Source organism: Acinetobacter sp. LoGeW2-3, from assembly GCF_002688565.1.
Classification (GTDB): Bacteria; Pseudomonadota; Gammaproteobacteria; order Pseudomonadales; family Moraxellaceae; genus Acinetobacter.
In genome coordinates, this window is the sequence record NZ_CP024011.1 from 1,119,171 (window position 1) to 1,143,176 (window position 24,006).

Annotated in this window: 23 protein-coding genes, 2 tRNA genes and 1 rRNA gene; 15 read left to right on the plus strand and 11 right to left on the minus strand. The window is 43.5% G+C overall.

Annotated elements, in window-relative coordinates; all coding sequences use genetic code 11:
- The first annotated feature begins 16 nt into the window (after window positions 1-16).
- Window positions 17-1,183, plus strand: a complete 1,167-nt coding sequence (locus BS636_RS05355; protein ID WP_171265990.1) for a hypothetical protein — start codon at window positions 17-19, stop codon at window positions 1,181-1,183.
- A gap of 379 nt (window positions 1,184-1,562) precedes the next feature.
- Here the strand turns inward: BS636_RS05355 and BS636_RS05360 are convergent, their stop codons facing one another.
- Window positions 1,563-1,829 (minus strand): metal/formaldehyde-sensitive transcriptional repressor, encoded by a 267-nt coding sequence (locus BS636_RS05360; protein ID WP_099337853.1) that lies wholly within the window; start codon window positions 1,827-1,829, stop codon window positions 1,563-1,565.
- 56 nt (window positions 1,830-1,885) lie between these two features.
- On the opposite strand from BS636_RS05360, the gene dmeF reads away from it, so the two are divergent.
- Both dmeF and BS636_RS05370 read left to right on the plus strand, forming a co-directional pair.
- Entirely contained in the window at window positions 1,886-2,830 is a 945-nt protein-coding gene (dmeF, locus tag BS636_RS05365) for a CDF family Co(II)/Ni(II) efflux transporter DmeF (protein WP_099337854.1), read from the plus strand.
- Window positions 2,831-2,956: 126 nt separating this feature from the next.
- Window positions 2,957-3,658 carry a DsbC family protein gene (locus BS636_RS05370; protein ID WP_099337855.1) on the plus strand — a complete coding sequence of 234 codons (702 nt, stop codon included), beginning with the start codon at window positions 2,957-2,959 and terminating at the stop codon, window positions 3,656-3,658.
- Window positions 3,659-3,792: 134 nt separating this feature from the next.
- Here the strand turns inward: BS636_RS05370 and BS636_RS05375 are convergent, their stop codons facing one another.
- The 5 genes from BS636_RS05375 to BS636_RS05395 form a co-directional block, all read right to left on the minus strand.
- Window positions 3,793-4,050 (minus strand): GlsB/YeaQ/YmgE family stress response membrane protein, encoded by a 258-nt coding sequence (locus BS636_RS05375; protein WP_099337856.1) that lies wholly within the window; start codon window positions 4,048-4,050, stop codon window positions 3,793-3,795.
- A gap of 171 nt (window positions 4,051-4,221) precedes the next feature.
- Window positions 4,222-4,749 (minus strand): hypoxanthine phosphoribosyltransferase, encoded by a 528-nt coding sequence (gene hpt / locus BS636_RS05380; RefSeq protein WP_099337857.1) that lies wholly within the window; start codon window positions 4,747-4,749, stop codon window positions 4,222-4,224.
- Between the two features lie 218 nt (window positions 4,750-4,967).
- Window positions 4,968-6,302 carry a guanine deaminase gene (gene guaD / locus BS636_RS05385; RefSeq protein WP_099337858.1) on the minus strand — a complete coding sequence of 445 codons (1,335 nt, stop codon included), beginning with the start codon at window positions 6,300-6,302 and terminating at the stop codon, window positions 4,968-4,970.
- Between the two features lie 277 nt (window positions 6,303-6,579).
- Window positions 6,580-7,545, minus strand: coding sequence for a TerC family protein (locus tag BS636_RS05390; RefSeq protein ID WP_099337859.1), 966 nt, complete (start codon window positions 7,543-7,545; stop codon window positions 6,580-6,582).
- A 328-nt stretch (window positions 7,546-7,873) separates the two neighbouring features.
- Window positions 7,874-9,058, minus strand: coding sequence for a sugar transporter (locus tag BS636_RS05395; RefSeq protein ID WP_099337860.1), 1,185 nt, complete (start codon window positions 9,056-9,058; stop codon window positions 7,874-7,876).
- 154 nt (window positions 9,059-9,212) lie between these two features.
- On the opposite strand from BS636_RS05395, the gene BS636_RS05400 reads away from it, so the two are divergent.
- Both BS636_RS05400 and BS636_RS05405 read left to right on the plus strand, forming a co-directional pair.
- Window positions 9,213-9,494 (plus strand): GNAT family N-acetyltransferase, encoded by a 282-nt coding sequence (locus BS636_RS05400; RefSeq protein WP_099337861.1) that lies wholly within the window; start codon window positions 9,213-9,215, stop codon window positions 9,492-9,494.
- 106 nt (window positions 9,495-9,600) lie between these two features.
- Window positions 9,601-9,894, plus strand: coding sequence for a GNAT family N-acetyltransferase (locus BS636_RS05405; RefSeq protein WP_099337862.1), 294 nt, complete (start codon window positions 9,601-9,603; stop codon window positions 9,892-9,894).
- Here the strand turns inward: BS636_RS05405 and BS636_RS05410 are convergent.
- Window positions 9,848-10,231, minus strand: a complete 384-nt coding sequence (locus BS636_RS05410; protein WP_099337863.1) for a hypothetical protein — start codon at window positions 10,229-10,231, stop codon at window positions 9,848-9,850. The genes BS636_RS05405 and BS636_RS05410 overlap by 47 nt on opposite strands.
- Window positions 10,232-10,424: 193 nt before the next feature.
- Between BS636_RS05410 and BS636_RS05415 the strand changes: the two genes are divergently transcribed.
- Entirely contained in the window at window positions 10,425-10,895 is a 471-nt protein-coding gene (locus BS636_RS05415) for a BLUF domain-containing protein (RefSeq protein WP_099337864.1), read from the plus strand.
- A gap of 64 nt (window positions 10,896-10,959) precedes the next feature.
- Here BS636_RS05415 and BS636_RS05420 read toward each other — a convergent pair whose 3' ends face one another.
- The 3 genes from BS636_RS05420 to BS636_RS16275 form a co-directional block, all read right to left on the minus strand.
- Window positions 10,960-12,042: a zinc-dependent alcohol dehydrogenase family protein gene (locus BS636_RS05420; RefSeq protein ID WP_099337865.1), complete on the minus strand. Its 1,083-nt coding sequence runs from the start codon at window positions 12,040-12,042 to the stop codon at window positions 10,960-10,962.
- 241 nt (window positions 12,043-12,283) lie between these two features.
- Window positions 12,284-13,648 (minus strand): UDP-N-acetylmuramate:L-alanyl-gamma-D-glutamyl-meso-diaminopimelate ligase, encoded by a 1,365-nt coding sequence (mpl, locus tag BS636_RS05425; RefSeq protein WP_099337866.1) that lies wholly within the window; start codon window positions 13,646-13,648, stop codon window positions 12,284-12,286.
- 51 nt (window positions 13,649-13,699) lie between these two features.
- Window positions 13,700-13,873 (minus strand): hypothetical protein, encoded by a 174-nt coding sequence (locus tag BS636_RS16275; RefSeq protein ID WP_171265991.1) that lies wholly within the window; start codon window positions 13,871-13,873, stop codon window positions 13,700-13,702.
- Here BS636_RS16275 and BS636_RS05430 point away from each other — a divergent pair.
- The 4 genes from BS636_RS05430 to BS636_RS05445 all read left to right on the plus strand — a co-directional run bounded on the left by BS636_RS05430 (window position 13,867) and on the right by BS636_RS05445 (window position 18,063).
- Window positions 13,867-14,220, plus strand: a complete 354-nt coding sequence (locus BS636_RS05430; protein WP_171265992.1) for a DMT family protein — start codon at window positions 13,867-13,869, stop codon at window positions 14,218-14,220. The genes BS636_RS16275 and BS636_RS05430 overlap by 7 nt on opposite strands.
- 197 nt (window positions 14,221-14,417) lie before the next feature.
- Window positions 14,418-14,930, plus strand: a complete 513-nt coding sequence (gene purE / locus BS636_RS05435) for a 5-(carboxyamino)imidazole ribonucleotide mutase (protein WP_099337868.1) — start codon at window positions 14,418-14,420, stop codon at window positions 14,928-14,930.
- A 29-nt stretch (window positions 14,931-14,959) separates the two neighbouring features.
- Window positions 14,960-16,081 (plus strand): 5-(carboxyamino)imidazole ribonucleotide synthase, encoded by a 1,122-nt coding sequence (locus BS636_RS05440; RefSeq protein ID WP_099337869.1) that lies wholly within the window; start codon window positions 14,960-14,962, stop codon window positions 16,079-16,081.
- Between the two features lie 692 nt (window positions 16,082-16,773).
- Entirely contained in the window at window positions 16,774-18,063 is a 1,290-nt protein-coding gene (locus BS636_RS05445; RefSeq protein WP_099337870.1) for a lytic murein transglycosylase, read from the plus strand.
- An 82-nt stretch (window positions 18,064-18,145) separates the two neighbouring features.
- On the opposite strand, the gene BS636_RS05450 is transcribed toward BS636_RS05445, so the two are convergent.
- Window positions 18,146-19,273, minus strand: a complete 1,128-nt coding sequence (locus BS636_RS05450; RefSeq protein ID WP_099337871.1) for an anhydro-N-acetylmuramic acid kinase — start codon at window positions 19,271-19,273, stop codon at window positions 18,146-18,148.
- 63 nt (window positions 19,274-19,336) lie between these two features.
- On the opposite strand from BS636_RS05450, the gene tyrS reads away from it, so the two are divergent.
- The 5 genes from tyrS (at window position 19,337) to BS636_RS05475 (ending at window position 23,941) form a co-directional block, all read left to right on the plus strand.
- Window positions 19,337-20,569, plus strand: a complete 1,233-nt coding sequence (gene tyrS, locus BS636_RS05455; protein WP_171265993.1) for a tyrosine--tRNA ligase — start codon at window positions 19,337-19,339, stop codon at window positions 20,567-20,569.
- Between the two features lie 536 nt (window positions 20,570-21,105).
- Window positions 21,106-21,399, plus strand: coding sequence for a hypothetical protein (locus tag BS636_RS05460; protein WP_099337872.1), 294 nt, complete (start codon window positions 21,106-21,108; stop codon window positions 21,397-21,399).
- Between the two features lie 732 nt (window positions 21,400-22,131).
- Window positions 22,132-23,670, plus strand: a 16S ribosomal RNA gene (locus BS636_RS05465).
- Between the two features lie 61 nt (window positions 23,671-23,731).
- A tRNA-Ile gene (locus BS636_RS05470) sits at window positions 23,732-23,808 on the plus strand.
- Window positions 23,809-23,865: 57 nt separating this feature from the next.
- A tRNA-Ala gene (locus tag BS636_RS05475) sits at window positions 23,866-23,941 on the plus strand.
- The last annotated feature ends 65 nt before the right edge of the window (window positions 23,942-24,006 follow it).

Consider the following 24,006-nt stretch of genomic DNA (forward strand, 5'->3'; position numbering starts at 1 on the left):
AATAAGGATGGACACTATGCAACAGGCTGCACAAAAACATATATATGACGAACGCCTTACAATTCGAGGCACGGTTGATCAGGATGATCTAAAGCTTAGAGAAATTATTAATATTCCGCTAACCACCAAAGGGGTTTTACTCAGCTTTCAACGAGAGCCAAGTTATTTCCAAGCCTCTAAAGTCATTTATAAAAACAATGATCATTCTGTTGTAGAGGACGACCAAAACAGAATGATTGCCTGTTTTAGTAATGGTTCACGTCCCTGTTATGTCAATCAAGAAATTAAGCCTTTACGTTATGCCTGCGATTTACGGGTAGTCTCTGCACAACGTGGAAAAGCCGTACTTAATCTGGTGGCAAAACGTATGCGTGAAACCATGCAAAATCCAGATTTTGCACAAAACATCATTTTTGATGACAACCATGCTGCCCGAACGGCGATTCAGACTTCAAAATTTGGTTTACCACAATATTATGCAGAAGGTGCAGTACAAACCTTAACGCTCACTGGGTTTCAATCCGAGAAAAAAATTCAGGCATTCTTCGGGCAGCAATATCAGGCAACAGATATCAATAAGATCCGATCCTGTGTGGCGGAACCAAAACATATTGAGCAAATGAATCAATTCGTTAAGGAAATGGCGCAGTTCTATAACTTTATTCCTGCCTATGACTTTAATGAACTGCTACAGTCACATCCCTATTTTTTAGGCTTAAAGTTAAACGATTTCCACTTGTACTTCGATGAGCACAATGTGCTTGTAGGTATGTTTGGGCTATGGGATCAGCACTCATTTAAGCAAAGCAAAATTGTCGATTATGGAAAGATCATTGGTTTTGCTCGTCCTTTTTATAACGTGTATTCCAAAGTCACAGAGAAAATGACCTTACCGAAGCGTGGACAATCCTTCCATTATCATGCTTTGCATTCTTTACTTTGTCATCCTGCTCAGCTCGCGCTTCATCATCGTATGCTGAAAGATGCATTACGCTTATCCAAGCAAAAAGGCATTGATAATGTTTGCTTTACTTTATCTAAACGGGATCCGCGTTATCAGCTGAATCAGTTTTATAAGGGTGAAATATTGTCAGGGACCCATGGTTATGTCAGCTTCAATAGCGATCCACGCCCGAGTATTGATGAAGCCTATATTCCATATTTTGAAGTCGGTCGAATTTAAAATAGCATTTTCTATAATTTTAAGGCGCTCAACCGGCTTAAAGCTTTAATTTATGATCTTCACTAAGTTGATGCTTACTTTTAGATGTCTTTGATGGATTGTATGAAATATTATTTTATGTTCCACATGAAACATAAACGATATGATTTAAATACAGCTAAAAAAACTCGCCTGCTATTTGATACAAATACGGCCAAAATAATCAAAACACTAAGTCAGGATTCAGGCTGAAAACATCATGCTATTGATTTCAGCCCTTTTAACTGCACGCTTTTAAAGATTGAAAATATTTAAATCAAAGATAGGATGTAGTGGATTAGTGAGATAAAAAAGCGGTCAATCATCTTGCTGTAAATAGATGAAGATATTTAGTGATAAATCAACCATAACGCTTTAACAGTTTTAAAAATTCCTGCAAGTCCTGTTCACTGACTGCTTCCGGGTCTTTAATCACATGCTCTCTGAGATGTTCCTCAATCAGTTCATTCATCAGGCCATTCACGGCACCTTTGATGGCAGCAACTTGTTGTAGTACTTCAATACAGCTCGGTTCTGGCTGAGTCAGTGATTCTTCTACTGCATGAATCTGACCCTTCAAGCGCCGTACCCGATTTAATATTTTTTTATCTTCATGCAAATGACTCACCACAAGTCTCCAAAAATAAATATACTAAGGGGGAGTATATAAATAAGACCACTTGAATGCAAAAGAATACCGTTCCACAGCACACCCATCAGTTTGATGAAGGCAATCCGCTGGCACAGAAAAAAATACTGCTTGCCACGATCCTCACGGCTGTGATGATGGTATTTGAAATCATGGGCGGCTGGATCTTTCAGTCCATGGCCTTACTGGCAGATGGCTGGCATATGAGTTCCCATGTCCTGGCATTGGGTCTTGCCTTCGCAGCCTACAAAGCAGCACGGCATTATGCCGATGATCCGCGTTTTAATATGGGGACCTGGCGTATTGAAATTCTGGCAGGTTATAGCAGTGCGATATTACTGCTGGTGATTGCGGGTTTCATGGCCTTTCACTCTTTTGAACGTCTGTTTTTCCCGGTCGAGATTCACTATAACGAAGCTATTCCGATTGCAATTCTGGGCTTATTAATCAATCTGATCTGTGCCTGGTTGCTGCATGATGGTGGACACGCACATTCTCATGGGCATGACCATGATCACGATCATAGCCATTCCCATGAACATCAGCATGACCTGAATCATCAGGCGGCATTTATGCATGTGGTGGCAGATGCCCTGACTTCCGTTTTTGCCATCATCGCCCTGTTTGCTGGCAAGTATTTCGGCTGGGATATTCTGGATTCGTTACTTGGGGTTGTCGGTTCGATCCTGGTAGCACGTTGGTCGATTGGCTTATTGAAACAGACCGGTAAAACCTTACTGGATGCCGATATGGATGCACCAGTGGTGGAAGAAATCCGCGAAGTGATGGCAGAATTTGGCCCGGCAGTAAAATTGACTGACCTGCATGTTTCACGTGTTGGTAAAGGCAAGTTTGCCTGCTTTGTGGCAATTGATACTTCTCTGGACATCAGTCCTGATCAGATCCGCGAAGCCATTTCTATTCATGAAGAAATCGTGCATATTTCTGTAGAGATCAATCCAGTTATTTCTGTTTCATAAGAACTTCATGTTCCACGTGAAACAGTAAAAAATTAAGTGGACTAGAGCACTACATAAATCATCTGATTTTTCTGCATGAAACGCATAGAATCAGCACTACTTTACTCTGAAATGAGCGGGAGATTCATGCTGAAACCTACCCTACTGCTGGCCATCCCTGCATTGGCTTCCAGCCTTAGCTTTGCCAATATTGATACGGTAAAAGCCAACCTGGCCAAGAATAGCCCAGACCTGAAAATTGAAAATCTTCAAAGCACTGAAATGAAAGGCATCTATAGTGGCTCTATGGATGGACAGGTGGTTTACTTAAATGAAGATGCGAAACATCTGATTGGCGGTTCGATGATTCGTCTTGCCGACAAGCAGAATCTGACCCGTGATCTGGTGCTGAAACAGAACAGTATTGACTGGAAAAAGCTGCCTTTACAGGATGCCTTGAAATCAGTACGAGGAACAGGTAAGCGTCAGCTTGCGATATTTTCTGACCCCAATTGCCCGTATTGCAAACAGCTTGAAGTAGAACTGAAAAAGCTCAATGACGTGACCATTTATACTTTTGTTCTGCCATTGAAAGCGCAGTCGATAGCCCCTTCTCGACAGATCTATTGTGAAAAAAATCCGGCTCAAGCCTGGGATGATCTGATTAGCAAAGGCATTCAGCCAAAATCCACTAAACGCTGTGCCAATCCGGTGGATCGTAACTTGGCTTTGGCTAAATCTCTGAATGTTCAGGGTACACCGGCGATTATTTTCTCGAATGGCTTTAAAGTGATGGGTGCCTATCCAGCTGAGCAGATTGAAAAGATTCTGACTGAACTGGGTCTCTAATCTCAACTTCATTCCAGTTTTTTAAAATGGATTTTGAGCAGACAATCTGAATTAAATTTTAAAAAGCCAGCGCCAAAAAAAGCACCCAATCGGGTGCTTTTTTAATGCAAAACAGAGATTATTCAATTGAATAGTTAGACCGTTTTGCGTTTGCTGACCATATTATAAATAAACAGAATGATAATGGCACCAATCACCGAAGCAATAAAGCCTGCAGCTGAACCTTCATCGTAAAGACCCAGCATACGACCACCGTAAGTGGCAAGTAATGAACCGGCAATCCCCAGAAGGGTTGTCATAATGAAGCCTGCCTTGTCATCTCCAGGATGGATCGCACGGGCAATTAAACCTGCGATAAAACCAATAACAATTGCAACTATCAGTGACCACATATGCATACTCCTTTCTTATCATGTCTTTGTTTTTAAGTCATGTTCAGGAATAATCATCGGATAAATCAAGTCTTTAATCTAGAAAAGTCCTGAAACGGAATGTTAGCTTTTTGTTCATGTGAAGCAGGCATAAAAAAAGTGGCTCATCGCCACTTTTTCAAGTTTAGTCTGTTAAAGACCAATTTCACCAATAAATGGAATATGGCGATATTTCTGGTCGTAGTCTAGGCCATACCCAACAATAAATTTATCTTCGACTTCAAAGCCCAGGAATTTTACTTCTAGCTCAATTTCACGACGTGAAGGTTTGCTGACCAAAGTACATAACTGGATCGAGTTGGGTGCACGAGTTTGCAGAATTTCTAGAACCTTACTCAGAGTATTACCTGAGTCGATGATGTCTTCTACCACAAGGACATCTTTACCACGGATTTCACCGTCCAAATCTTTCAGGATTTTGACATCACGGCTCGATATCGTACCGCCGCCGTAGCTGGATACAGTCATGAAATCGAGTTCATGCGGTTTGTTAATGGCACGACATAAGTCCGCCATGAAGATCACTGAACCGCGTAACAAACCGATGAGCACAAGCTCTTTGTCACTATTGGCATAGTGTGCATCGATTTGAGCACCAAGCTCTTTGACTTTAGCTTGAATTTCTTCAGCGGAAATCATTACGCTCATTTGAACGGTCATGGGTAGATACCTAAAAAGTAAAAATAGCAAAATAAAAAAGGTGTTGACCTGCAACACCTGATATATCAGCAATTTTAATACATCCGGCAGGCAGATGCACCTGTTTTGCCCTGTGTTAATGTAATCATTTTTTCGGCAATTGTGAATCACGCCTGAGTAAAAAAGCACAGCCAATCGCTACCGCAGATAGCATGAACCATGTGCGACGGTGTGATTTTTCAGGCTTTTTCCTCAGCTGTTTCTTTGACATAAACCGCTTCTCCAAAAACATAGGTCGCTGCAATATTACGGTCATCACCCAGCATGATCAGTGCAAAAAATGCATCTTCAATGTTCTTAGCTCTGCTTTGACGCAGCTGTTGTAGCGCCGTTGCATTCAGATCCAGCACTACGAAATCGGCTTCTTTACCGATATTAAAATTACCTAAGCGGTCATCCATACTCAAGGCTTTGGCTCCACCCAGTGTTGCATGATAGAGCGATTCAAAAGCAGACAATTTATCGCCTTGCAGTTGTTGTACCTTATATGCTTCATTCAGGGTTTGCAGCTGGTTAAATGAAGTGCCAGCACCGATATCGGTACCGAGTCCGACTTTCACCTGCTTGTCCCAAGCTTTTTTCAATGGGAATAAGCCGCTGCCCAAGAACAGGTTAGAAGTCGGGCAGAAAGCAATGGCGGAGTCGGTCTGATGCATGCAGTCCCACTCTCCTTCTTCCAGATGCACACAATGCGCAAATATCGATTTAGAACCAGTCAGGCCATAGTGATGGTAAACATCCAGATAACCCTGACGTTCCGGGAACAGTTCTTTGACCCAAGCAATTTCATTCTTGTTTTCACTGAGATGGGTATGCACATACACATCTGGGTATTCGGCTTTGAGCTTACCGGCTTGTTCTAGTTGTTCTGGGGTCGAAGTCGGTGCAAAACGTGGTGTAATTGCATACAGGTTACGACCCTGACCATGCCATTTTTCAATTAGGGATTTAGAGTCGTGGTAAGCCGACTCTGCTGTATCGGTGAGTGCTTCAGGGGCATGACGGTCCATGAGCACCTTACCGGCAATCAGGCGCATATTACGCGCGGTCGCTGCATTAAATAAGGCATCTACAGACTGAGGATGAACCGTACAAAATACCAGTGCGGTAGTGGTCCCGTTTTTAAGTAATTCTTCTACAAAAAAATCAGCAATTTTTTCTGAATAATCTGGATCCTGGAACTGGATTTCAGTCGGGAAAGTATAGGTATTTAGCCATTCCAGTAACTGTTCACCATAAGCTCCGACCATCTCGGTTTGCGGGAAATGGATATGCGTATCAATAAAACCCGGCACAATCAGCTGTTCAGGATAATGCGTTACTTGCACCCCTTCTGGTAGATGCTGCTGTCCTTCTTCCCAGCTGCCAAACCATTGAATCTCACCATTCTGGCTGATGAGTAAGCCATCTTCTACATATCGCACTTGGTCGTGAATTTCACGCGCTTGGGCAACCGTATTCTTGATATCCAGGAAGCGACCGCGTACTGCCGTCGTTGCAATGATAGAAGACATTTAAAACCTGCACTTTGTTATTTTTTCGATTGATTGTACCTGATCTTTTTCACTTAAACTGTATTGTGTTTATGGCGTCCTAATTTGGTTAGGAAACTGCAAGAAGTTATAGGGAAAAGAGCATCAGATTCGGAATGGCATTCATCATATGTTTGCCTTTTTGCTGCATATAGGTAGATGCAATTTCTTTGCCAGCCGGTCAAAATAGAGATAATGATCGATATACAAAAGCCCTCCAGAGGGAAGGCTTTGTCTTGGTTTTGAACTGTGTAAATACTTAGAGTTTTTGGATATTGTATTTCTTGTTGTGACGGATCGACAGGAATGCCGTGATGGTGAGTACCAGTATAATCACACTTAAAGACATCCAGATTGGCATATGGAAAACATCCAGCATCAACATCTTGAAGCCAATGAACACCAGAATGATTCCCAGACCATAAGGTAGGTAATACATTTTCGATGCTGCACCCGCTAGCAGGAAAAACATGGCACGTAAGCCTAGAATGGCCATCAGGTTCGCGGTCAAGACAATAAATGGATCCGTAGTCACTGCAAAGATCGCAGGAATCGAATCTACGGCAAAGATTACGTCTGATGCCTCGACCAGAATCAAGACCAGAAACAGCGGCGTTGCCCATAACAGGCCATCTTTACGCACAAAGAATTTATCGCCTTCCATTTGCGGGGTCAGGCGCAAGTGTTTACGCAGCCATTTTAAGATCGGCATGTCTTCAATATTGCTGGGCTCATCATTATGACCGCGCAGAAACTTAAAGCCGGTATAAACCAGGAATGCGCCAAACAGATACAGAACCCAGGAGAACTCCTGTACAAACCATGCACCAATAAAGATGAAAATGGTTCTGAGGACAATCGCACCCAGTACGCCATAGAGCAGTAGCTGACGTTGTAACGCAGGTGGAATTGCAAAAGCAGCAAAGATCATCAACCAGACAAAGACATTATCAATTGCCAGTGATTTTTCCAGTAGATAACCGGCAAAGTATTCCATCACCTTCTGATTGGCAATAACCGCCCCTGCCGTCTGTTCCAGATACAGCCATAAACCGCCACCAAACAGAATTGCCGTGGTTACCCAGGCAATGCTCCAGTAGGCTGCAGTCCGGACTTTAACTTCCTTGCCATGCTGATGTTTAAAGCCAATGAAATCGACTGTCAGCATGACAGCGACAATTCCGAAAAAAACAAGATACAGCCACAGCGTACCAATTGTTTCCATGTGTATTCTCCACATCGGACAATTGGCCATAAAAAAACCTCGACCAGTTGTCTGATGAAAAACATCCATAACAACATGATCAAGGTCTTGCCTACATCGTACTGTTTCAATTTTGCATGAATACAGTGACGATGCTCAGATACCGACTTTTTGCAAAGTGTAATGACGATATTCTGACACGTTTAAATCTCTCAGTAGAGATCTTTAAACGTTTGGAGGAGGCTACTCCCCTTGTTCAAACTAAAATTCTTTTTGAGCCAAAGCTCAATGTTAATTCAGCATGACAGATTTTAATCTGACATACAATTTTATTTACAAATATCATCTACTAAGCTTTGATAAAATCAGTACGGCGTACCAAGTACAAACTCAGTACAAACCCAAAAATCGCCAATAAACCACCAACCCAACCAATACTAATCAAGCCAATTTGTGCTGTCACGATCCCGCCGAGTAAAGCACCCCCACCAATGCCGACATTGTATAAACCTGAAAAGATCGCCATGGCGACATCGGTCGCATCTGATGCGAGGTTTAGGGTCTTGGCCTGTAACGCCAGACTAAAACCAATAATGCTGACGCCCCACATGAGGCTCAGACTTTTTAAGCCAAACAGACTTGCAGACATTGGCAAGAGCAAGAGCATGGAGAGGCCAAGTCCTAAAGTGAAAAATGGAATAGTGAGCTTTGGAAATTGTGGTGCAAATTTGCCAAACAGGTAAGAACCCAGGAAGCCTGCTCCACCATAGATCAGCAGTAAGGTGGTGGTCTGTGCAGAGCTGAAATGTGCCACGTTCAGGGCAAAGGGTTCGATATAACTATAAGCGGTGAACTGGGCACTAATCACCAATACTGTCAGCGTAAAGACCAACATCAAGCTAGGTCGTTTGATCAGGCTTTTCAGGCTGCTAAAGGAACCTGAATTAATGCTCGGTAAACGTGGCAAAGTCTTGATGAGAATCAGGCAGACTAACGTGGCAATCACCGCAATCAGCCCAAAACTGTTACGCCAGCCATAGGCCTCGCCAATCATCCGACCAAAAGGAATCCCAAGCACCATTGCCATCGCAGTACCGGTAGACAGCAGGCCCAAGGCTTGAAATTCTTTTCCTTTCGGTGCTACACGTACGGCAAGTGATGCGGTGATTGACCAGAATAGTGCATGAGCCACTGCAATCCCGATTCGACTCATGACCAGAACTTCGAAACTCCAGGCAAAATAAGACAGTACATGACTGATGATAAAGACAATAAACAGTAGCGTGAGCAGGAAACGCCGTTCAATATTTTTGGTGAGCAGCATGATGGGTAAAGACAGCAATGCCACGACCCAGGCATAAATGGTCAGCATCAGCCCGACTTCTGTCGGAGACATGGCAAAGCTTTTTCCTATATCGCTCAGAAGGGCTACTGGAATAAACTCGGTCGTGTTAAAAATAAAGGCGGCACAGGCCAAGGCAATCACACAGATCCATTGGCGTGTGACAGAAAGAGAGTGAGCAGAAGCGGACATGAGAGATGATCAATACAGGATCGGCACATTCTATGCTTTTGCCAGAAAATTTCACATGAGGCTGGCTGTAATTTAACTCGGCGGAATTAAAAAAATTGCAACATTGTAAAGCTGAGGACTATGGCAGTCTGACTTAAAATCTTGAGGTAAACCTATGCAGATTGAACACCAGGAACAAGGCAGTAAAGGTGAATGGTATGTGGCGCAGGAAGACAAGCGCCTGGCAGAGATGACTTATTCCCGGGCAGGTGATGATAAGTTCATTATTGACCATACCTGGGTGGATGACAGCTTACGCGGGCAACGCGTTGGCCAGCAACTGGTTGAAGCCGCGGTTAACTTTGCCCGAACACAGGGTCTGAAAATTATTCCGCTCTGCCCTTTTGCCAAATCAGTGTTCGATCGAAATGAGAGCATACGGGATGTACTTCAATAGGACTTCATCTAACTCGAAGATGGGAAACACCATCGACAGGATGTTTAATGGATGAGGATATGACGAGATAACAGGTTAATCCTGGATTAGAACAACAGGTAAGAAAATGAGCAACATCAAACATCAGGACTCAAAGCGCGGCGGTGTATTTTATATGGAAGACCAAGGTCAGCGCGTGGCAGAAATTACCTATCAGTGGCGGGAACCGGACACGATTGTTGCCGACCACACCTGGGTTTCGCATGCACTGCGTGGCCAAGGTGTGGCCCGTAAAATGCTGGATATTCTGGTCGAATTTGCGCGTCAGAAACACCTGAAAATTATTCCGCAATGCTCCTACGTGCATGTCATGTTTAAGCGTGATCGGAATTTGCATGACGTAGCGACTTTAGCTTTTTAAGCCATTCCGTTGGAATAAGCAGATCCAGATTGATCAGAGACAATAAGCCCTGTTTATGGGCTTGTGGCAGTCTATACAGCAAAATGCCACTGAATAGTCCCAGTCCCATCCATAAAATCTGCTGATACTGCTGCAGCATGATCAAAATAGCGATCATCAGGAAGATGCTGGTCTGAAAAAAGACACGGCGATCTACACACTGCAGCAGTGTCCAGGTTAATAGAATAGTACTGATCAGCACGTTAATCTCAGGTTGCAAGCCCCAGCTATGCAGCAAGATGACGAGTGCGAAACACAGACATAACAAGCTTAACGTGATGAAAAGATCTCTTAGCATGATGTTTCATCCTCATTAAAAGCATTATGATTTGAATAATTATTTTTCAATAATGTCTCTTTAATTTTTAATAATTTATCTACAAAATGCAAACTGAAAACAGTGTAGGAAATAGCTGATAATTGCTTAAAAAATAACCTAAACCCAATGTTTTGACTTTAAAATCAATACTTGTAATTTGAAGGAATCATCCATGCTACAACTCTGTTATGCCAGTGAGCGTATCGAAACAGAACAAGATCTATTACAGGATCTGAGTGATATTCTCGCTATTGCACGCAAGTTCAATCATGAGCATCAGATCTATGGGGCGTTGTACTATGCACAGGGGAAATTTTTCCAGTGCCTGCAAGGTGAAGCTGAGGTTGTAGAGCAGCTTTTTCAAAGTATTTCGAAAGACCGACGACATCAGCAAGTCTATCGTTTTGCTGATACGACTGTGGACACACCAAGCTTTGCGGAGTGGTCAATGAAATATGTACATAAGCATAGCGAGATTGCTGCGTTCTTTTCCAAGCTGGGTTATAGCACCTTTCAGCCGCATTATCTGAACTCTCAGGATCTGGATGGCTTGTTAGAGATTCTGTACCGGGTGGATGAAAACCATCAACAGCTGGTTTCACCACAGGGTTATAAACAACGTGGTTATGTGCCCTACTTCTAAAATTAAGCTGTATGAAAAAGCCCGCAATGCGGGCTTTTATTTTGAAAACTAAATACGTCTGCCTTTAGTAATCAATCATCACTTTTAAGGCTTTCTCATCAGAAGCATGCTTAAACACATCATAGGCCTTTTCAAATTGATCAAATTTAAAGTGATGGGTCGCCAGTTTTTCCAGTGGCAGTTTTCCAGAACAACAAGTCTTCAGTAGCATGCCAGTGGTGTTGGTATTCACTAGACCGGTGGTAATGGTCAGGTTTTTGATCCAGAGCTTGTTCAGCTCAAAATTCACTGATTTACCATGCACGCCGACATTGGCCAGATGTCCGCCTTCTTTGACGATGTGCTGGCAAATATTCCAGGTCGCTTCCAGACCGACCGCTTCAATGGCACAATCCACTCCTCGCCCATCAGTCAGATCCAGCACACGTTGAATGGCATCTTCTGTGGCTGAATTCACGGTATGGGTGGCACCAACGGTTTTGGCAAACTCTAGTCGGTTGTCATCAACATCAACCATGATGATATTAGCTGGAGAGTAAAACTGCGCGGTGAGTAAGGCACTCATCCCAATTGGGCCAGCACCGACAATCGCGACATTGTCCCCTGGTTTGACATCACCATATTGCACGCCAATTTCATGTGAGGTGGGCAAGATATCAGACAGGAACACCGCCACATCTTCATTTAACCCTTCAGGCAAATGATACAGCGAGGTATCGGCAAATGGGGTACGCACATATTCGGCATGGGTGCCATCAATCATATAGCCCATGATCCAGCCGCCTTCATTACGACAGTGCGCATAGAGTTGTTTCTGGCAGTTTTCACAGGTTCCACAGCGGCTGACACAGGAAATAATCACCCGATCGCCCTTTTTGAAGTTTTTAACTGCTGAACCGACTTCTTCAATGATCCCAATACCTTCATGGCCGAGAATCCGGCCATTAAAGCTGCCAGTTTTTTCTTTTGCCACCTCTTCAATTTCCGGGTTTTTACCTTTCCAGATGCCGAGATCTGTCCCGCAGATGGTGACTTTGGTTAATTTAATAATGGCATCATCAGGCTGCAGGATTTTCGGGATGGGACGTTCTTCAAAACGGATGTCATTGGCGCCATAGTAAACCATTGCTTTCATTGTATTCGACATGGCAACTATCCTTCTTCGTGATTATTGTGGAGGATTGGCAGTCGTTTTAGCTTTGACGACTGTCAGCTGAGAAATACGCAATGGCTTTAAGCTAGCAAGGCTTCAGTAGAAGTTCATTGGCAAAATAGTTAATCCCTTAAAAAATGTAAGTATTTTTTTGAAACGTTAAAAAAAGGATCGCAGACTTATGTCTGCGATCCTTGAGAAGTCTTATGAAATAAAGACTAGAATGGTTTAGGGGTTAGGCTTTTAATGCAGCAATCAGTTTTTGGTGCAGACCACCAAAACCGCCATTGGACATGATCACTACAGCATCGCCCTCGCCTGCTTCCGCAGTAACAGTTTGAATGATTTCATCCAAAGTACGTGCCACAACCGCTTTATTTGGCGCCGCCTCAATCACGGGTTGTAGATCCCAATCCAGACCTTCAGGTTGATACCAGATCACTTCATCGGCCAGACGTGCTGAATGCGCTAAACCATCTTTATGGCTACCCATACGCATGGTATTGGAACGCGGTTCAATGATCGCCCACAGTTTGCGCTCACCCAAACGTTTGCGTGCGCCGTCAAGCGTAGTATCAATTGCTGTCGGGTGATGGGCAAAGTCATCATAGACTTCAATGCCACGTATGGTATCTAACAGCTCCATACGGCGTTTGACTCCACCGAAATTGGATAATGCTTCACAAGCTGTTTCAATAGAGACACCGACATGCTCGGCCGCCGCAATGGTTGCCAGTGCATTGGCTACACTATGCTGACCGGTCATATTCCATTTCACTTCACCTTTGACTACGCCATGCTGTAGCACCTTGAAGTGTGAACCATCAGCAGACAATTGTTCTGCATACAGTTCAGCTTTTTCATTAACATCTAGTGAGGTACGAACCACTGGTGTCCAGCAGCCCTGCTCTAGCACTTCATCAATATTCGTTTCAGTAATTGGCGCAATGATGCGGCCTTCACTTGGAATGGTACGTACCAGGTGATGGAACTGTTTTTGAATCGCCGCCAGATCATCAAAGATATCGGCGTGATCAAATTCCAGATTATTCAGAATCGCGGTTTTGGGATGGTAATGCACAAACTTGGAACGCTTATCGAAGAAAGCAGAATCGTATTCATCCGCTTCAACACAAAAGTATTTGCCACCACCTAAACGCGCACTTTCAGAGAAGCCCAGTGGTACACCACCAATCAGGAAGCCCGGCTCTAAACCAGCTTGATCCAACACCCATGCCAGCATGGTAGTGGTTGTGGTTTTACCATGCGTACCAGCAACACCAAGGACATGTTTGCCTTGCAATACGTGATCGGCCAGGAACTGCGGACCTGAAATATAAGGTAGGCCTTCATTCAGCATGTATTCCACAGCATCAATACCACGTTTCATGGCATTGCCGACAATTATTAGATCTGGATGCGGTTGTAGATGGCTACGGTCATAGCCCTGCATTAGTGTAATGCCTGCATTTTCCAGTTGGGTCGACATTGGCGGATACACGTTCTGGTCTGAACCTGTCACCTTATGTCCAAGGTCTCGCGCGAGTAAGGCCAGCGAGCCCATAAAGGTGCCACAAATGCCCAAGATATGCAGATGCATCTACTTCACTCCATTCTGTACTGACACATCACTTTGTTTTCTGTGCTGTTGTCATGATTTATTCGATTTACCGGCAACGATAGCAAGGCTTTGCGGGAAAAGATAGGCATTCTGGCGTGATTTTTTATGTGAAGAAACGATGCTGAATGCGATAAAAAACCAAGCTTCACGATTATCTTTTACTACAATAATCCGTAAAATATCCGGTAAATTTTCTAATGGCATCCGCTATGTTCTGGCCCCTGCTTCTGCTTGTTTGTGCAAACTGCTTTATGACGTTGGCCTGGTATGGTCATCTGAAATTTTTGCCGCATGATGCACCGATGTGGCAGATTATTCTATTCAGTTGGCTGATCGCGCTGTGTGAATATAGCCTGATGATTCCAGCGACCCGATTGATGGCACAACATGGTCTGGCGGTCGGTCAGATGAAGATTACCCAGGAAGTGGTGACCTTATTGGTCTTTGTGCCCTTTATGCTGTTCATGTTTAAACAGCCGTTTAAACTGGATTATCTCTGGGCAGGATTATGCCTGTGTGGCTGTGTCTATTTCGTGTTCCGTAGCCCCTAATATCACTGAAGTCGTGTACATCCCTATTTTTATTCCAGATTTTAATATTTCATTAAAAAAATAAGAAAAATCGAGCCTTGCTTTGACCGTTAAATTTTATGAAGCTGAATTTTCAGTCTATAATATGCCTTCCCATTAAAGCTTGGCTCTCTCGTCGAGATTTATCTTCTCTTACTTTAATCTCTGGAAACATTGCAATGAATGCGGCTGCTGCACAAGATGCTCCTCTAGTAGGTATTATCATGGGTTCTCAATCAGACTGGGCAACTCTCGAACACACTGCCAATATGCTTAAGCAGCTTGGTGTCCCATTTGAGGCCGAAGTCGTTTCCGCACACCGTACTCCTGACCGTCTGTTTGAATATGCAGAACAAGCGCGTGATCGTGGTATCCAGGTGATTATTGCTGGTGCTGGCGGTGCAGCGCATTTACCAGGTATGTGTGCCGCGAAAACTGATCTGCCAGTATTAGGCGTGCCAGTAAAATCTTCGATCTTAAATGGTGTGGATTCATTGCTTTCAATCGTGCAAATGCCAGCGGGTATTGCAGTGGGCACTTTGGCGATTGGTCCTGCAGGTGCAACTAACGCAGCAATTATGGCAGCGCAAATTCTAGGTCTGACTCGTCCAGATATCGCGAAAAATGTTGCCGATTTCCGCGCTGCTCAAACGGATAAAGTGGCAAGCAACAATATTCCAGGTCAACAGTAACACCAAGCTTAAATACGGGACAAAACACAATGGATAAAACCATCGGTATTTTTGGTGGCGGTCAGCTGGGTCGTATGATGGCGCAAGCGGCATTGCCTTTAAACATTCAATGTACTTTTTTTGAAGCGAGTACAGACTGTCCTTCGGCCGCTTTGGGTCCAGTATTTTCGACCAAAGCTGAAAATGGTCTGCAAGACTTTATCAATAGTGCAGATGTGTTCAGCCTTGAGTTTGAAAACACGCCATTGGCAGATGTCGATGTTTTGACAAAAAACAAAGATCTGCATCCACCACGTCAGGCTTTAGCGATTGCACAGCATCGTCTGTCTGAAAAGGCTCTGTTTGATGAGCTTGAGATTCCAGTTGCACCTTATAAAGCCGTGACTTCACTGGAAAGCTTAACAGCAGCTGTTGCCGAGCTTGGTTTACCAATCGTATTGAAAACCTCTCGTGGCGGTTATGACGGTAAAGGACAATTTGTTCTACGTTCAGCAGATCAGATTGATCAGGCTTGGGCTGAATTGGGTCCTGCAGGCGAACTGATCGCAGAAAGCTTTGTAACTTTCTCACGTGAAGTATCTATTATTGCGGTACGTGGCCAAAATGGTGATGTAAAAACTTGGCCATTGGCTGAAAACCATCATCACAATGGCATTCTGTCGCACTCGATTGTTCCCGCACCTAACAGCACGGATCTGCAGCCAGTCGCGCAAGACTACATCACTCGCCTGCTCAATCACCTGAACTATGTTGGTGTATTAACGCTTGAGCTGTTTGTGACTGACAAAGGCTTATATGCGAATGAGATGGCACCACGTGTACATAACTCAGGTCACTGGTCAATTGAAGGTGCGATCTGTTCACAGTTTGAAAACCATGTTCGCGCCGTAGCTGGCTTGCCATTGGGTTCAACTGCTGTAGTACGTCCAACGGTGATGGTCAACATCATCGGTCAGCATCCAAAATCTGAAGATGTTTTGGCTTTAGAAGGCGCGCATCTGCATCTGTATAACAAGTCAGAACGTGAAGGCCGCAAAATTGGTCACATCACTTTGATGCCAAATGACAGCGCACAATTGACTACGCTTTGTCGTCAACTGGCGAAGATTTTGCCAAATCCATTAGCATTGAGCGAAGATATGACCATCTAAGCTTTAACTTGCTGATAAAAAAAGCGATCACACCCGTGGTCGCTTTTTTATTTGTCTGGATTCAGGCATGATTGCGCCTCTTTGAAAATGCCACACCATTTATCGGATTATTTTCAAAATCAATTGCTTATAAAACGTACAATCATTTATAGATAATTGATGAAAATTTAATCTTTTGCTGCATTATTTCATCTATCCAGATTTAAATTTAAATGAATTTAAAACATGTAAAGTGGACTTTGAATTTAAATTCATAAGAATAAATTCAAATTTAAATACGGTTATTTGAATTCAAATCGGGCTTTTGAATTTAAATTCAAAACAATAAATTCAAAACTAGAGAAATGAATTCAAAGTTTTGAATTTAAAAATAACACTCATATTTTATAAATGAATTTAAAAGCTAAGTTGCTGAATACCTCTATTTCTGTGGTTAAACACTTATAGTTATCCACACTGCTACTTTTGAATTTAAAAGCCTTATTGTGCAGGTTTTGAATTTAAATTTAAAAAGTAGGTTTAAATTTGAATTTAAAACATCTTGTGGATAAGTTTTTAAATTCAAAACTTACAAATAAATTTAAAAATGAAGAAAATATGAATTTAAATTTTACGTATTCACGCTTTAATTTTATCCACAAGCTGATAAGGTGATTAGGAACATAATTCGAAATATAAGATTTAAGGGTCCTATGCAACGGCTTGCACTTTTTCTTGGCTCAATCGTTTTGGCTGCCTCTCAGGCAAATGCTGAACTGATTATTAATGGACAGCGTGTAAACGCGTCAGAATTGCCTTCGAGTCCGAGCGTCTATACGCCGAGTTCCAGCTCATTTCAAAATTGTCTGGCTGGGTTGAAATCCCAGGCATTGGCTAAGGGTGTCTATACAGCGTCTTATGATCGCTATACGCAAAATCTCACGCCTGATTATTCCGTGATTGAAAAACTCAACTATCAGCCTGAATTTTCAACGCCGATTTGGGATTATCTGTCTGGTCTGGTGGATGAAGAACGGGTGCAGCAGGGCCGTCAGAAATTACAGCAGCATGGTGATGTGTTAAATCGCGTCAGCGCTGCTTATGGTATTCCAGCGGAAACGGTGGTGGCAGTCTGGGGTGTGGAAAGTAATTATGGGGATATTTCCGGTAAATATCCTTTATTACAGGCGCTTGGTACTTTGAGCTGTGAAGGTCGTCGCCAAAGCTATTTCCGTGGTGAGTTCTTTACCACTATGAAACTGTTGCAGCGCGGTGATGTCTATGAAAATCAACTGAAAGGTTCATGGGCAGGGGCATTTGGTCATACTCAGTTTATGCCATCAACCTATGATGAACTAGCGGTCGATTTTGATGGGGATGGTCGTCGTGATCTGGTGGGCAGTGTTCCGGATGCATTAGCTTCTACCGCCAATTTCCTGAAAAAACGCGGCTGGCAAACGGGTCAGCCGTGGGGCTTTGAAGTCAAACTGCCTTCTGGTGTTTCAACCGCTGGTGAAAGCCGTACCAATAAAAAGCCGTTAAGTCACTGGATGGAACGTGGTTTGGTGCGTGCTGATGGTTCGTCTTTACTGCAAGCTAATCTGTCTGAATCTAGTCAAGCAGGTTTAATTGCCCCGGCAGGGCAAAACGGCCCAGTATTCTTAGTATTTAAAAATTTTGATGCCATTTATAGTTATAACGCTGCGGAAAGTTATGCCTTGGCGATTGCCCATTTATCCGACCGTTTACAAGGCAAGGGTAATTTTCTGACTGCGTGGCCAACTGAGGATCCAGGAACTTCACGTGCCGAACGTCGTGAAATTCAGCAATTCTTGCTGTCCAAAGACTATGATATTGGTGAAGCGGATGGTTTGATTGGGGATAAAACTCGTCAAGCGATCCAACAGGAACAGATGCGTCTGGGACTAAATCCAACCGGTCGAGCGGGGCAGCAGATTTTAAAAGCATTCCGTGCTGAAAAAGCGCGGAATATGCTACGCTAATGATTAGTTGCTTTGAAATCTAATTTTCAAAAAAAGGTCTGCATATGCAGACCTTTTTCATACCTCTATATAGTTATCATTTTTACATGGCAGTAATGGTGCCAAGAACACGGTAACCAGATGCACCAGTCACCGCAGGCAGGTTGCCACTTTGATGATTCATGAAGCGCATGGCTAGCCAAGCAAAAGCGGTGGCTTCTACCCAGGTCGGGCTTAAACCTAAATCGGCTGTGGTCTGTACGCTCCATTGATGTTTGCGTAAACGCCAGCGGAGTTGTTCCAGTAAGTGTGAATTATACGCACCGCCACCACAGACATAGACTTCACCGGTATCTAAGCCAGAACGGTAAATGGCTTTCTTGATCGCGCGGGTCGTGAGCTTCATTAAAGTCGCCTGAACATTTTCAGGATTATCTTCCAGCTCGTCATATTCTAAAGAACTGCGCCAGTCGGCAATCTGTTCGTCCAGCCATTCCAAGTTAAAGTCTTCACGGCCGGTACTTTTTGGCGGCTCTTTAGAAAAATATTCGTGTTCTTGTAAACGATCCAGCAGGCTGCGGATCGGAGTGCCATAAGCCGCCCAATTACCATTTTCATCATAGGGTTGGCCGGTATAGCGTTCACACCAGGCATCCATCAGAATATTAGCCGGACCAGTATCAAAGCCATACACCTGATCTGGCTGACCTGCAGGCAACATGCTGACATTGGCAATACCGCCTAAATTCAGAATCACACGGTTGATATTGTCATGCTGGAAAATATCTTGGTGAAAAGCAGGCACTAAAGGTGCGCCCTGGCCGCCAGCCGCTAGATCACGACGACGAAAATCGGAAATGGTCGGAATCTGGGTAATTTCAGTAATAATATTTGGATCGCCGATCTGCAGGGTAAAGCCATGTTCCGGACGGTGACGAATGGTCTGTCCGTGTGAGCCAATAGCTTTGATTTGCGAACGATCCAGATTATTTTTTTCAATCAGCTCATTAATCCCATGACCAATCATCTGCGCCAGTGCAACATCGGCCTTACCCATACGGTCAATTTCATTATCACCCGGCAACGTGAGTGCCATCAGTTCATCACGAAGATCATGATCAAAAGGCAAGGTGAGGGTGGCATGAAGCTGAAGTGGATCAAAAGAAGCAGCAACAATATCGACACCATCCATGCTTGTGCCGGTCATTACCCCAATATAGATCGCTGTCATGGTTATTCTTAAGCCTGCAATGTGCTGAAAAAGTGTTAGTATATCGCACAAATTGAATAACTGATGTATTTGGGTTTTGTGATGTCAAATTTCCTGCCGGCTGAAGAACAACTTGCCCTCATCCAACGAGGCACACACGAAATTATTTCTGAAGAAGATCTTCTGAAGAAATTAAAGCAGAATCGTCCGCTAAAAATTAAAGCGGGTTTTGACCCAACTGCACCTGATTTGCACTTAGGTCATACTGTACTGATCAATAAACTCAAAGTGTTCCAGGACCTGGGTCACGAAGTTTTCTTCCTGATTGGTGACTATACTGCAATGATCGGTGACCCAACCGGCAAGAGCGCAACACGTCCACCATTATCACGTGAACAAGTTTTAGAAAACGCAAAAACTTATCAAGAACAAGTATTTAAAATTCTTGATCCAAATAAAACCAAGGTTGTATTCAACTCTGAATGGTTTGGCAAAAAAACTGCAGCAGATTTGATCCAGTTAGCATCTCAGCAAACTGTAGCGCGTATGTTAGAGCGTGATGATTTCACCAAGCGTTATAACAACCAGCAACCGATTGCGATTCATGAATTCCTGTATCCGTTGGTACAAGGTTATGACTCAGTGGCACTTGAAGCAGACGTAGAGCTGGGTGGTACAGACCAAACCTTTAACCTGTTAATGGGTCGTACCCTTCAAGGTCGTTATGATCAAGAAGCGCAAGTCTGTATTACAGTACCCATTCTTGAAGGTTTAGACGGTGTGAATAAAATGTCTAAATCTTTGGGTAACTATATTGGTGTATTTGATGCCCCAGGTGCGATGTACCAGAAAGTCCTGTCTATGCCGGACTCACTGATCGAGCGTTACTTTGATCTGCTCAGCTTCAAATCTGTAGAAGAAATTCAGGTATTGCTGAAAGAAATTGAAGAAGGTCGTAATCCACAAGAAGTGAAACGTATCCTTGCGCTGGAACTGGTTGAACGGTTCCATGGTGCCGAAGCTGCTGCTCATGCACATAAAGGTGCGGGTAATATCATTACGGAGGGTGAACTTCCTGAAGGTACGCCTGAAGTGACTATTTCACTGGGCGAGTTTGGTGGTGAAATCTTTATCACTTCGATTCTGCGTGAAGCGGGTCTGACTAAAAACTCGGCACAAGCCAAAGATGCGCTGGGTCGTGGTGCTGTAAAAGTAGACTGGAAACTGGTTGATGCAACTTTTTCTGTGAAAGAAAACGTGACTTTGATTGTTCAAGCGAGCAAGAAAGCTATTGCAAAAGTGACCTTTGTTGACTGAGTGACTTTCTAAGTTATTGAATTAAAAGCAGGCTTCGGCCTGCTTTTTTTTATGGGCTTCTATATTCAAAATTCAAATAAGCAAATTCAAAAAAAACCTTATGAAAACAAGAGTTAAATTTTCCCAAATCCCTTGCGTTTCCCCATTATTATGTATAAGATTTATTCATCTAGAGAATTCGCTTTAAGCACATCTAGAGGGTAGTGGTAATAACAAATAACTCCACAACTTATATAGTCTCTTCCCCAAGAGACTTTTTTTAAGATACTGCAGCGAATAACTATAATAATGACATACTGGATCGGGTAAAGATTCAATTCCGAGGGAGAGATTTTGGGAGAGATCTCTTCCTTTTTTATTTCCTAAATTTCACTTTTCCTTTCTATATTTTCTTTTAACAATCACATTTTTGATTTGCTTTAAATACAGCGAAGATTGCCCGATAGATACTGACATCCAGAAAATTATCAGTATGCTGATCAGATGAGGTCTCAAAGAAGATCCGTAAATTTAAAATAAGAGGGTAAACAGCGTTTATGTACCATTATCAGACTCAGGATATTTTCGATCAGGAAATCGATTTCATTTTGCGTTTTCTATTTGAATACGATACGCCTGAACAAAAACAGAAATCCTTTGATCAAGCACATGCTTTATTGCAGCAACTCGATCTCGCCTCACACTATCTTCTATTCTCCTTGGTCAAGGAGCGTTTACCACGCCGGGCTAAATTGTTATTTGCCGCTGAGGACTATACAGGTAAGAACGAAGTGATTGAGGAAGTCATGCATCACTGGGTAGGACATCATAATTCCCAATACGCAGCTTAAGTCGTTTTAACATCCTACCGAACTTTATATAGCTACTAAATTAGGTGTCATAACTTATATAAAGCTGAATAAAGAGGATTTACTGATTTTTTACGCTTTAAAATCTGGAAGTAAAAAGAAAAGCCAGTATAAAAATAGCAGAATGGCTTTGCTGATCTGGTCTATATCTATAAGTTGGATAGAAAACAGTAAAATATGTAAGCTGATATAAGAAAGTTTTAGAAAATTCTGGATACAGCGCTGAAATTCTAAGGACTTATCAAAAATTATTGCCTTTTTGAGAGCTATTAGGTCTTAATAAAAATCACTATTAAAAAATGAATTGCAGTGAATACAGCTTTTATTTCAGAAAAATGCTCAAAATTTAGATAAAAAAGCGATTTTTTCATGATTTTCGTAGAAAAAAGATACATACGTGAAAAATATAGTGAATTGGGGGTTGCAATGATTCTGAAATCCTCTAGAATGCACCCATACCGACGAGATACACGGTGATGAACGAAGCGGATCGCTGAGTTGTCTAGTGTTTTGAGTCCAGCTTCTAGCATTGACGAGATGTTAGAAAGATCATTAAGAGATTATGAAGAACAACTTGTGTGGATTTTTACTGGTTGATCGATCGAAATTATTTTCATTGATTGATGGTAGAAATTACTCGAAGTTTATTTGAGAAATATTTGTCAGAAAATTGATGAGCCAAGATTGGTACCCTTTAAAGGTACTACTGATTTTAAACTGAAGAGTTTGATCATGGCTCAGATTGAACGCTGGCGGCAGGCTTAACACATGCAAGTCGAGCGGGAATAGGTAGCTTGCTACTGATTTCTAGCGGCGGACGGGTGAGTAATGCTTAGGAATCTGCCTATTAGTGGGGGACAACGTTCCGAAAGGAACGCTAATACCGCATACGTCCTACGGGAGAAAGCAGGGGATCTTCGGACCTTGCGCTAATAGATGAGCCTAAGTCGGATTAGCTAGTTGGTGGGGTAAAGGCCTACCAAGGCGACGATCTGTAGCGGGTCTGAGAGGATGATCCGCCACACTGGGACTGAGACACGGCCCAGACTCCTACGGGAGGCAGCAGTGGGGAATATTGGACAATGGGGGGAACCCTGATCCAGCCATGCCGCGTGTGTGAAGAAGGCCTTTTGGTTGTAAAGCACTTTAAGCGAGGAGGAGGCTTACCTAGTTAATACCTAGGATAAGTGGACGTTACTCGCAGAATAAGCACCGGCTAACTCTGTGCCAGCAGCCGCGGTAATACAGAGGGTGCGAGCGTTAATCGGATTTACTGGGCGTAAAGCGTGCGTAGGCGGCTTTTTAAGTCGGATGTGAAATCCCTGAGCTTAACTTAGGAATTGCATTCGATACTGGAAAGCTAGAGTATGGGAGAGGATGGTAGAATTCCAGGTGTAGCGGTGAAATGCGTAGAGATCTGGAGGAATACCGATGGCGAAGGCAGCCATCTGGCCTAATACTGACGCTGAGGTACGAAAGCATGGGGAGCAAACAGGATTAGATACCCTGGTAGTCCATGCCGTAAACGATGTCTACTAGCCGTTGGGGCCTTTGAGGCTTTAGTGGCGCAGCTAACGCGATAAGTAGACCGCCTGGGGAGTACGGTCGCAAGACTAAAACTCAAATGAATTGACGGGGGCCCGCACAAGCGGTGGAGCATGTGGTTTAATTCGATGCAACGCGAAGAACCTTACCTGGCCTTGACATACTAAGAACTTTCCAGAGATGGATTGGTGCCTTCGGGAACTTAGATACAGGTGCTGCATGGCTGTCGTCAGCTCGTGTCGTGAGATGTTGGGTTAAGTCCCGCAACGAGCGCAACCCTTTTCCTTATTTGCCAGCGGGTAATGCCGGGAACTTTAAGGATACTGCCAGTGACAAACTGGAGGAAGGCGGGGACGACGTCAAGTCATCATGGCCCTTACGGCCAGGGCTACACACGTGCTACAATGGTCGGTACAAAGGGTTGCTACTGCGCGAGCAGATGCTAATCTCAAAAAGCCGATCGTAGTCCGGATCGCAGTCTGCAACTCGACTGCGTGAAGTCGGAATCGCTAGTAATCGCGGATCAGAATGCCGCGGTGAATACGTTCCCGGGCCTTGTACACACCGCCCGTCACACCATGGGAGTTTGTTGCACCAGAAGTAGGTAGTCTAACCGCAAGGAGGACGCTTACCACGGTGTGGCCGATGACTGGGGTGAAGTCGTAACAAGGTAGCCGTAGGGGAACCTGCGGCTGGATCACCTCCTTAACGAAAGATTGACGATTGGTAAGAATCCACAACAAGTTGTTCTTCATGACGATGTATCTGAGGGTCTGTAGCTCAGTTGGTTAGAGCACACGCTTGATAAGCGTGGGGTCACAAGTTCAAGTCTTGTCAGACCCACCACTACTGACGAAGCAATTCATACAGAAACGGAACGGTACATTGACTTATTGATAAGCTGGGGACTTAGCTTAGTTGGTAGAGCGCCTGCTTTGCACGCAGGAGGTCAGGAGTTCGACTCTCCTAGTCTCCACCACGAATTAATTTAAAAGCACTGCTTTTTAAATTAATGAGGTTGAATGATTACACTGTAATCAAACA

Excerpts from the sequence above, each read along its gene's own strand:
- BS636_RS05355 (WP_171265990.1), top strand. The coding sequence starts at position 17 with ATGCAACAGGCTGCACAAAAACATATATATGACGAACGCCTTACAATT.
- dmeF (WP_099337854.1), top strand. The coding sequence starts at position 1,886 with ATGCAAAAGAATACCGTTCCACAGCACACCCATCAGTTTGATGAAGGC.
- BS636_RS05370 (WP_099337855.1), top strand. The coding sequence starts at position 2,957 with ATGCTGAAACCTACCCTACTGCTGGCCATCCCTGCATTGGCTTCCAGC.
- BS636_RS05375 (WP_099337856.1), bottom strand. The coding sequence starts at position 4,050 with ATGTGGTCACTGATAGTTGCAATTGTTATTGGTTTTATCGCAGGTTTA.
- hpt (WP_099337857.1), bottom strand. The coding sequence starts at position 4,749 with ATGACCGTTCAAATGAGCGTAATGATTTCCGCTGAAGAAATTCAAGCT.
- guaD (WP_099337858.1), bottom strand. The coding sequence starts at position 6,302 with ATGTCTTCTATCATTGCAACGACGGCAGTACGCGGTCGCTTCCTGGAT.
- BS636_RS05390 (WP_099337859.1), bottom strand. The coding sequence starts at position 7,545 with ATGGAAACAATTGGTACGCTGTGGCTGTATCTTGTTTTTTTCGGAATT.
- BS636_RS05395 (WP_099337860.1), bottom strand. The coding sequence starts at position 9,058 with ATGTCCGCTTCTGCTCACTCTCTTTCTGTCACACGCCAATGGATCTGT.
- BS636_RS05400 (WP_099337861.1), top strand. The coding sequence starts at position 9,213 with ATGCAGATTGAACACCAGGAACAAGGCAGTAAAGGTGAATGGTATGTG.
- BS636_RS05405 (WP_099337862.1), top strand. The coding sequence starts at position 9,601 with ATGAGCAACATCAAACATCAGGACTCAAAGCGCGGCGGTGTATTTTAT.
- BS636_RS05410 (WP_099337863.1), bottom strand. The coding sequence starts at position 10,231 with ATGCTAAGAGATCTTTTCATCACGTTAAGCTTGTTATGTCTGTGTTTC.
- BS636_RS05415 (WP_099337864.1), top strand. The coding sequence starts at position 10,425 with ATGCTACAACTCTGTTATGCCAGTGAGCGTATCGAAACAGAACAAGAT.
- BS636_RS05420 (WP_099337865.1), bottom strand. The coding sequence starts at position 12,042 with ATGTCGAATACAATGAAAGCAATGGTTTACTATGGCGCCAATGACATC.
- mpl (WP_099337866.1), bottom strand. The coding sequence starts at position 13,648 with ATGCATCTGCATATCTTGGGCATTTGTGGCACCTTTATGGGCTCGCTG.
- BS636_RS05430 (WP_171265992.1), top strand. The coding sequence starts at position 13,867 with ATGGCATCCGCTATGTTCTGGCCCCTGCTTCTGCTTGTTTGTGCAAAC.
- BS636_RS16275 (WP_171265991.1), bottom strand. The coding sequence starts at position 13,873 with ATGCCATTAGAAAATTTACCGGATATTTTACGGATTATTGTAGTAAAA.
- purE (WP_099337868.1), top strand. The coding sequence starts at position 14,418 with ATGAATGCGGCTGCTGCACAAGATGCTCCTCTAGTAGGTATTATCATG.
- BS636_RS05440 (WP_099337869.1), top strand. The coding sequence starts at position 14,960 with ATGGATAAAACCATCGGTATTTTTGGTGGCGGTCAGCTGGGTCGTATG.
- BS636_RS05445 (WP_099337870.1), top strand. The coding sequence starts at position 16,774 with ATGCAACGGCTTGCACTTTTTCTTGGCTCAATCGTTTTGGCTGCCTCT.
- BS636_RS05450 (WP_099337871.1), bottom strand. The coding sequence starts at position 19,273 with ATGACAGCGATCTATATTGGGGTAATGACCGGCACAAGCATGGATGGT.
- tyrS (WP_171265993.1), top strand. The coding sequence starts at position 19,337 with ATGTATTTGGGTTTTGTGATGTCAAATTTCCTGCCGGCTGAAGAACAA.
- BS636_RS05460 (WP_099337872.1), top strand. The coding sequence starts at position 21,106 with ATGTACCATTATCAGACTCAGGATATTTTCGATCAGGAAATCGATTTC.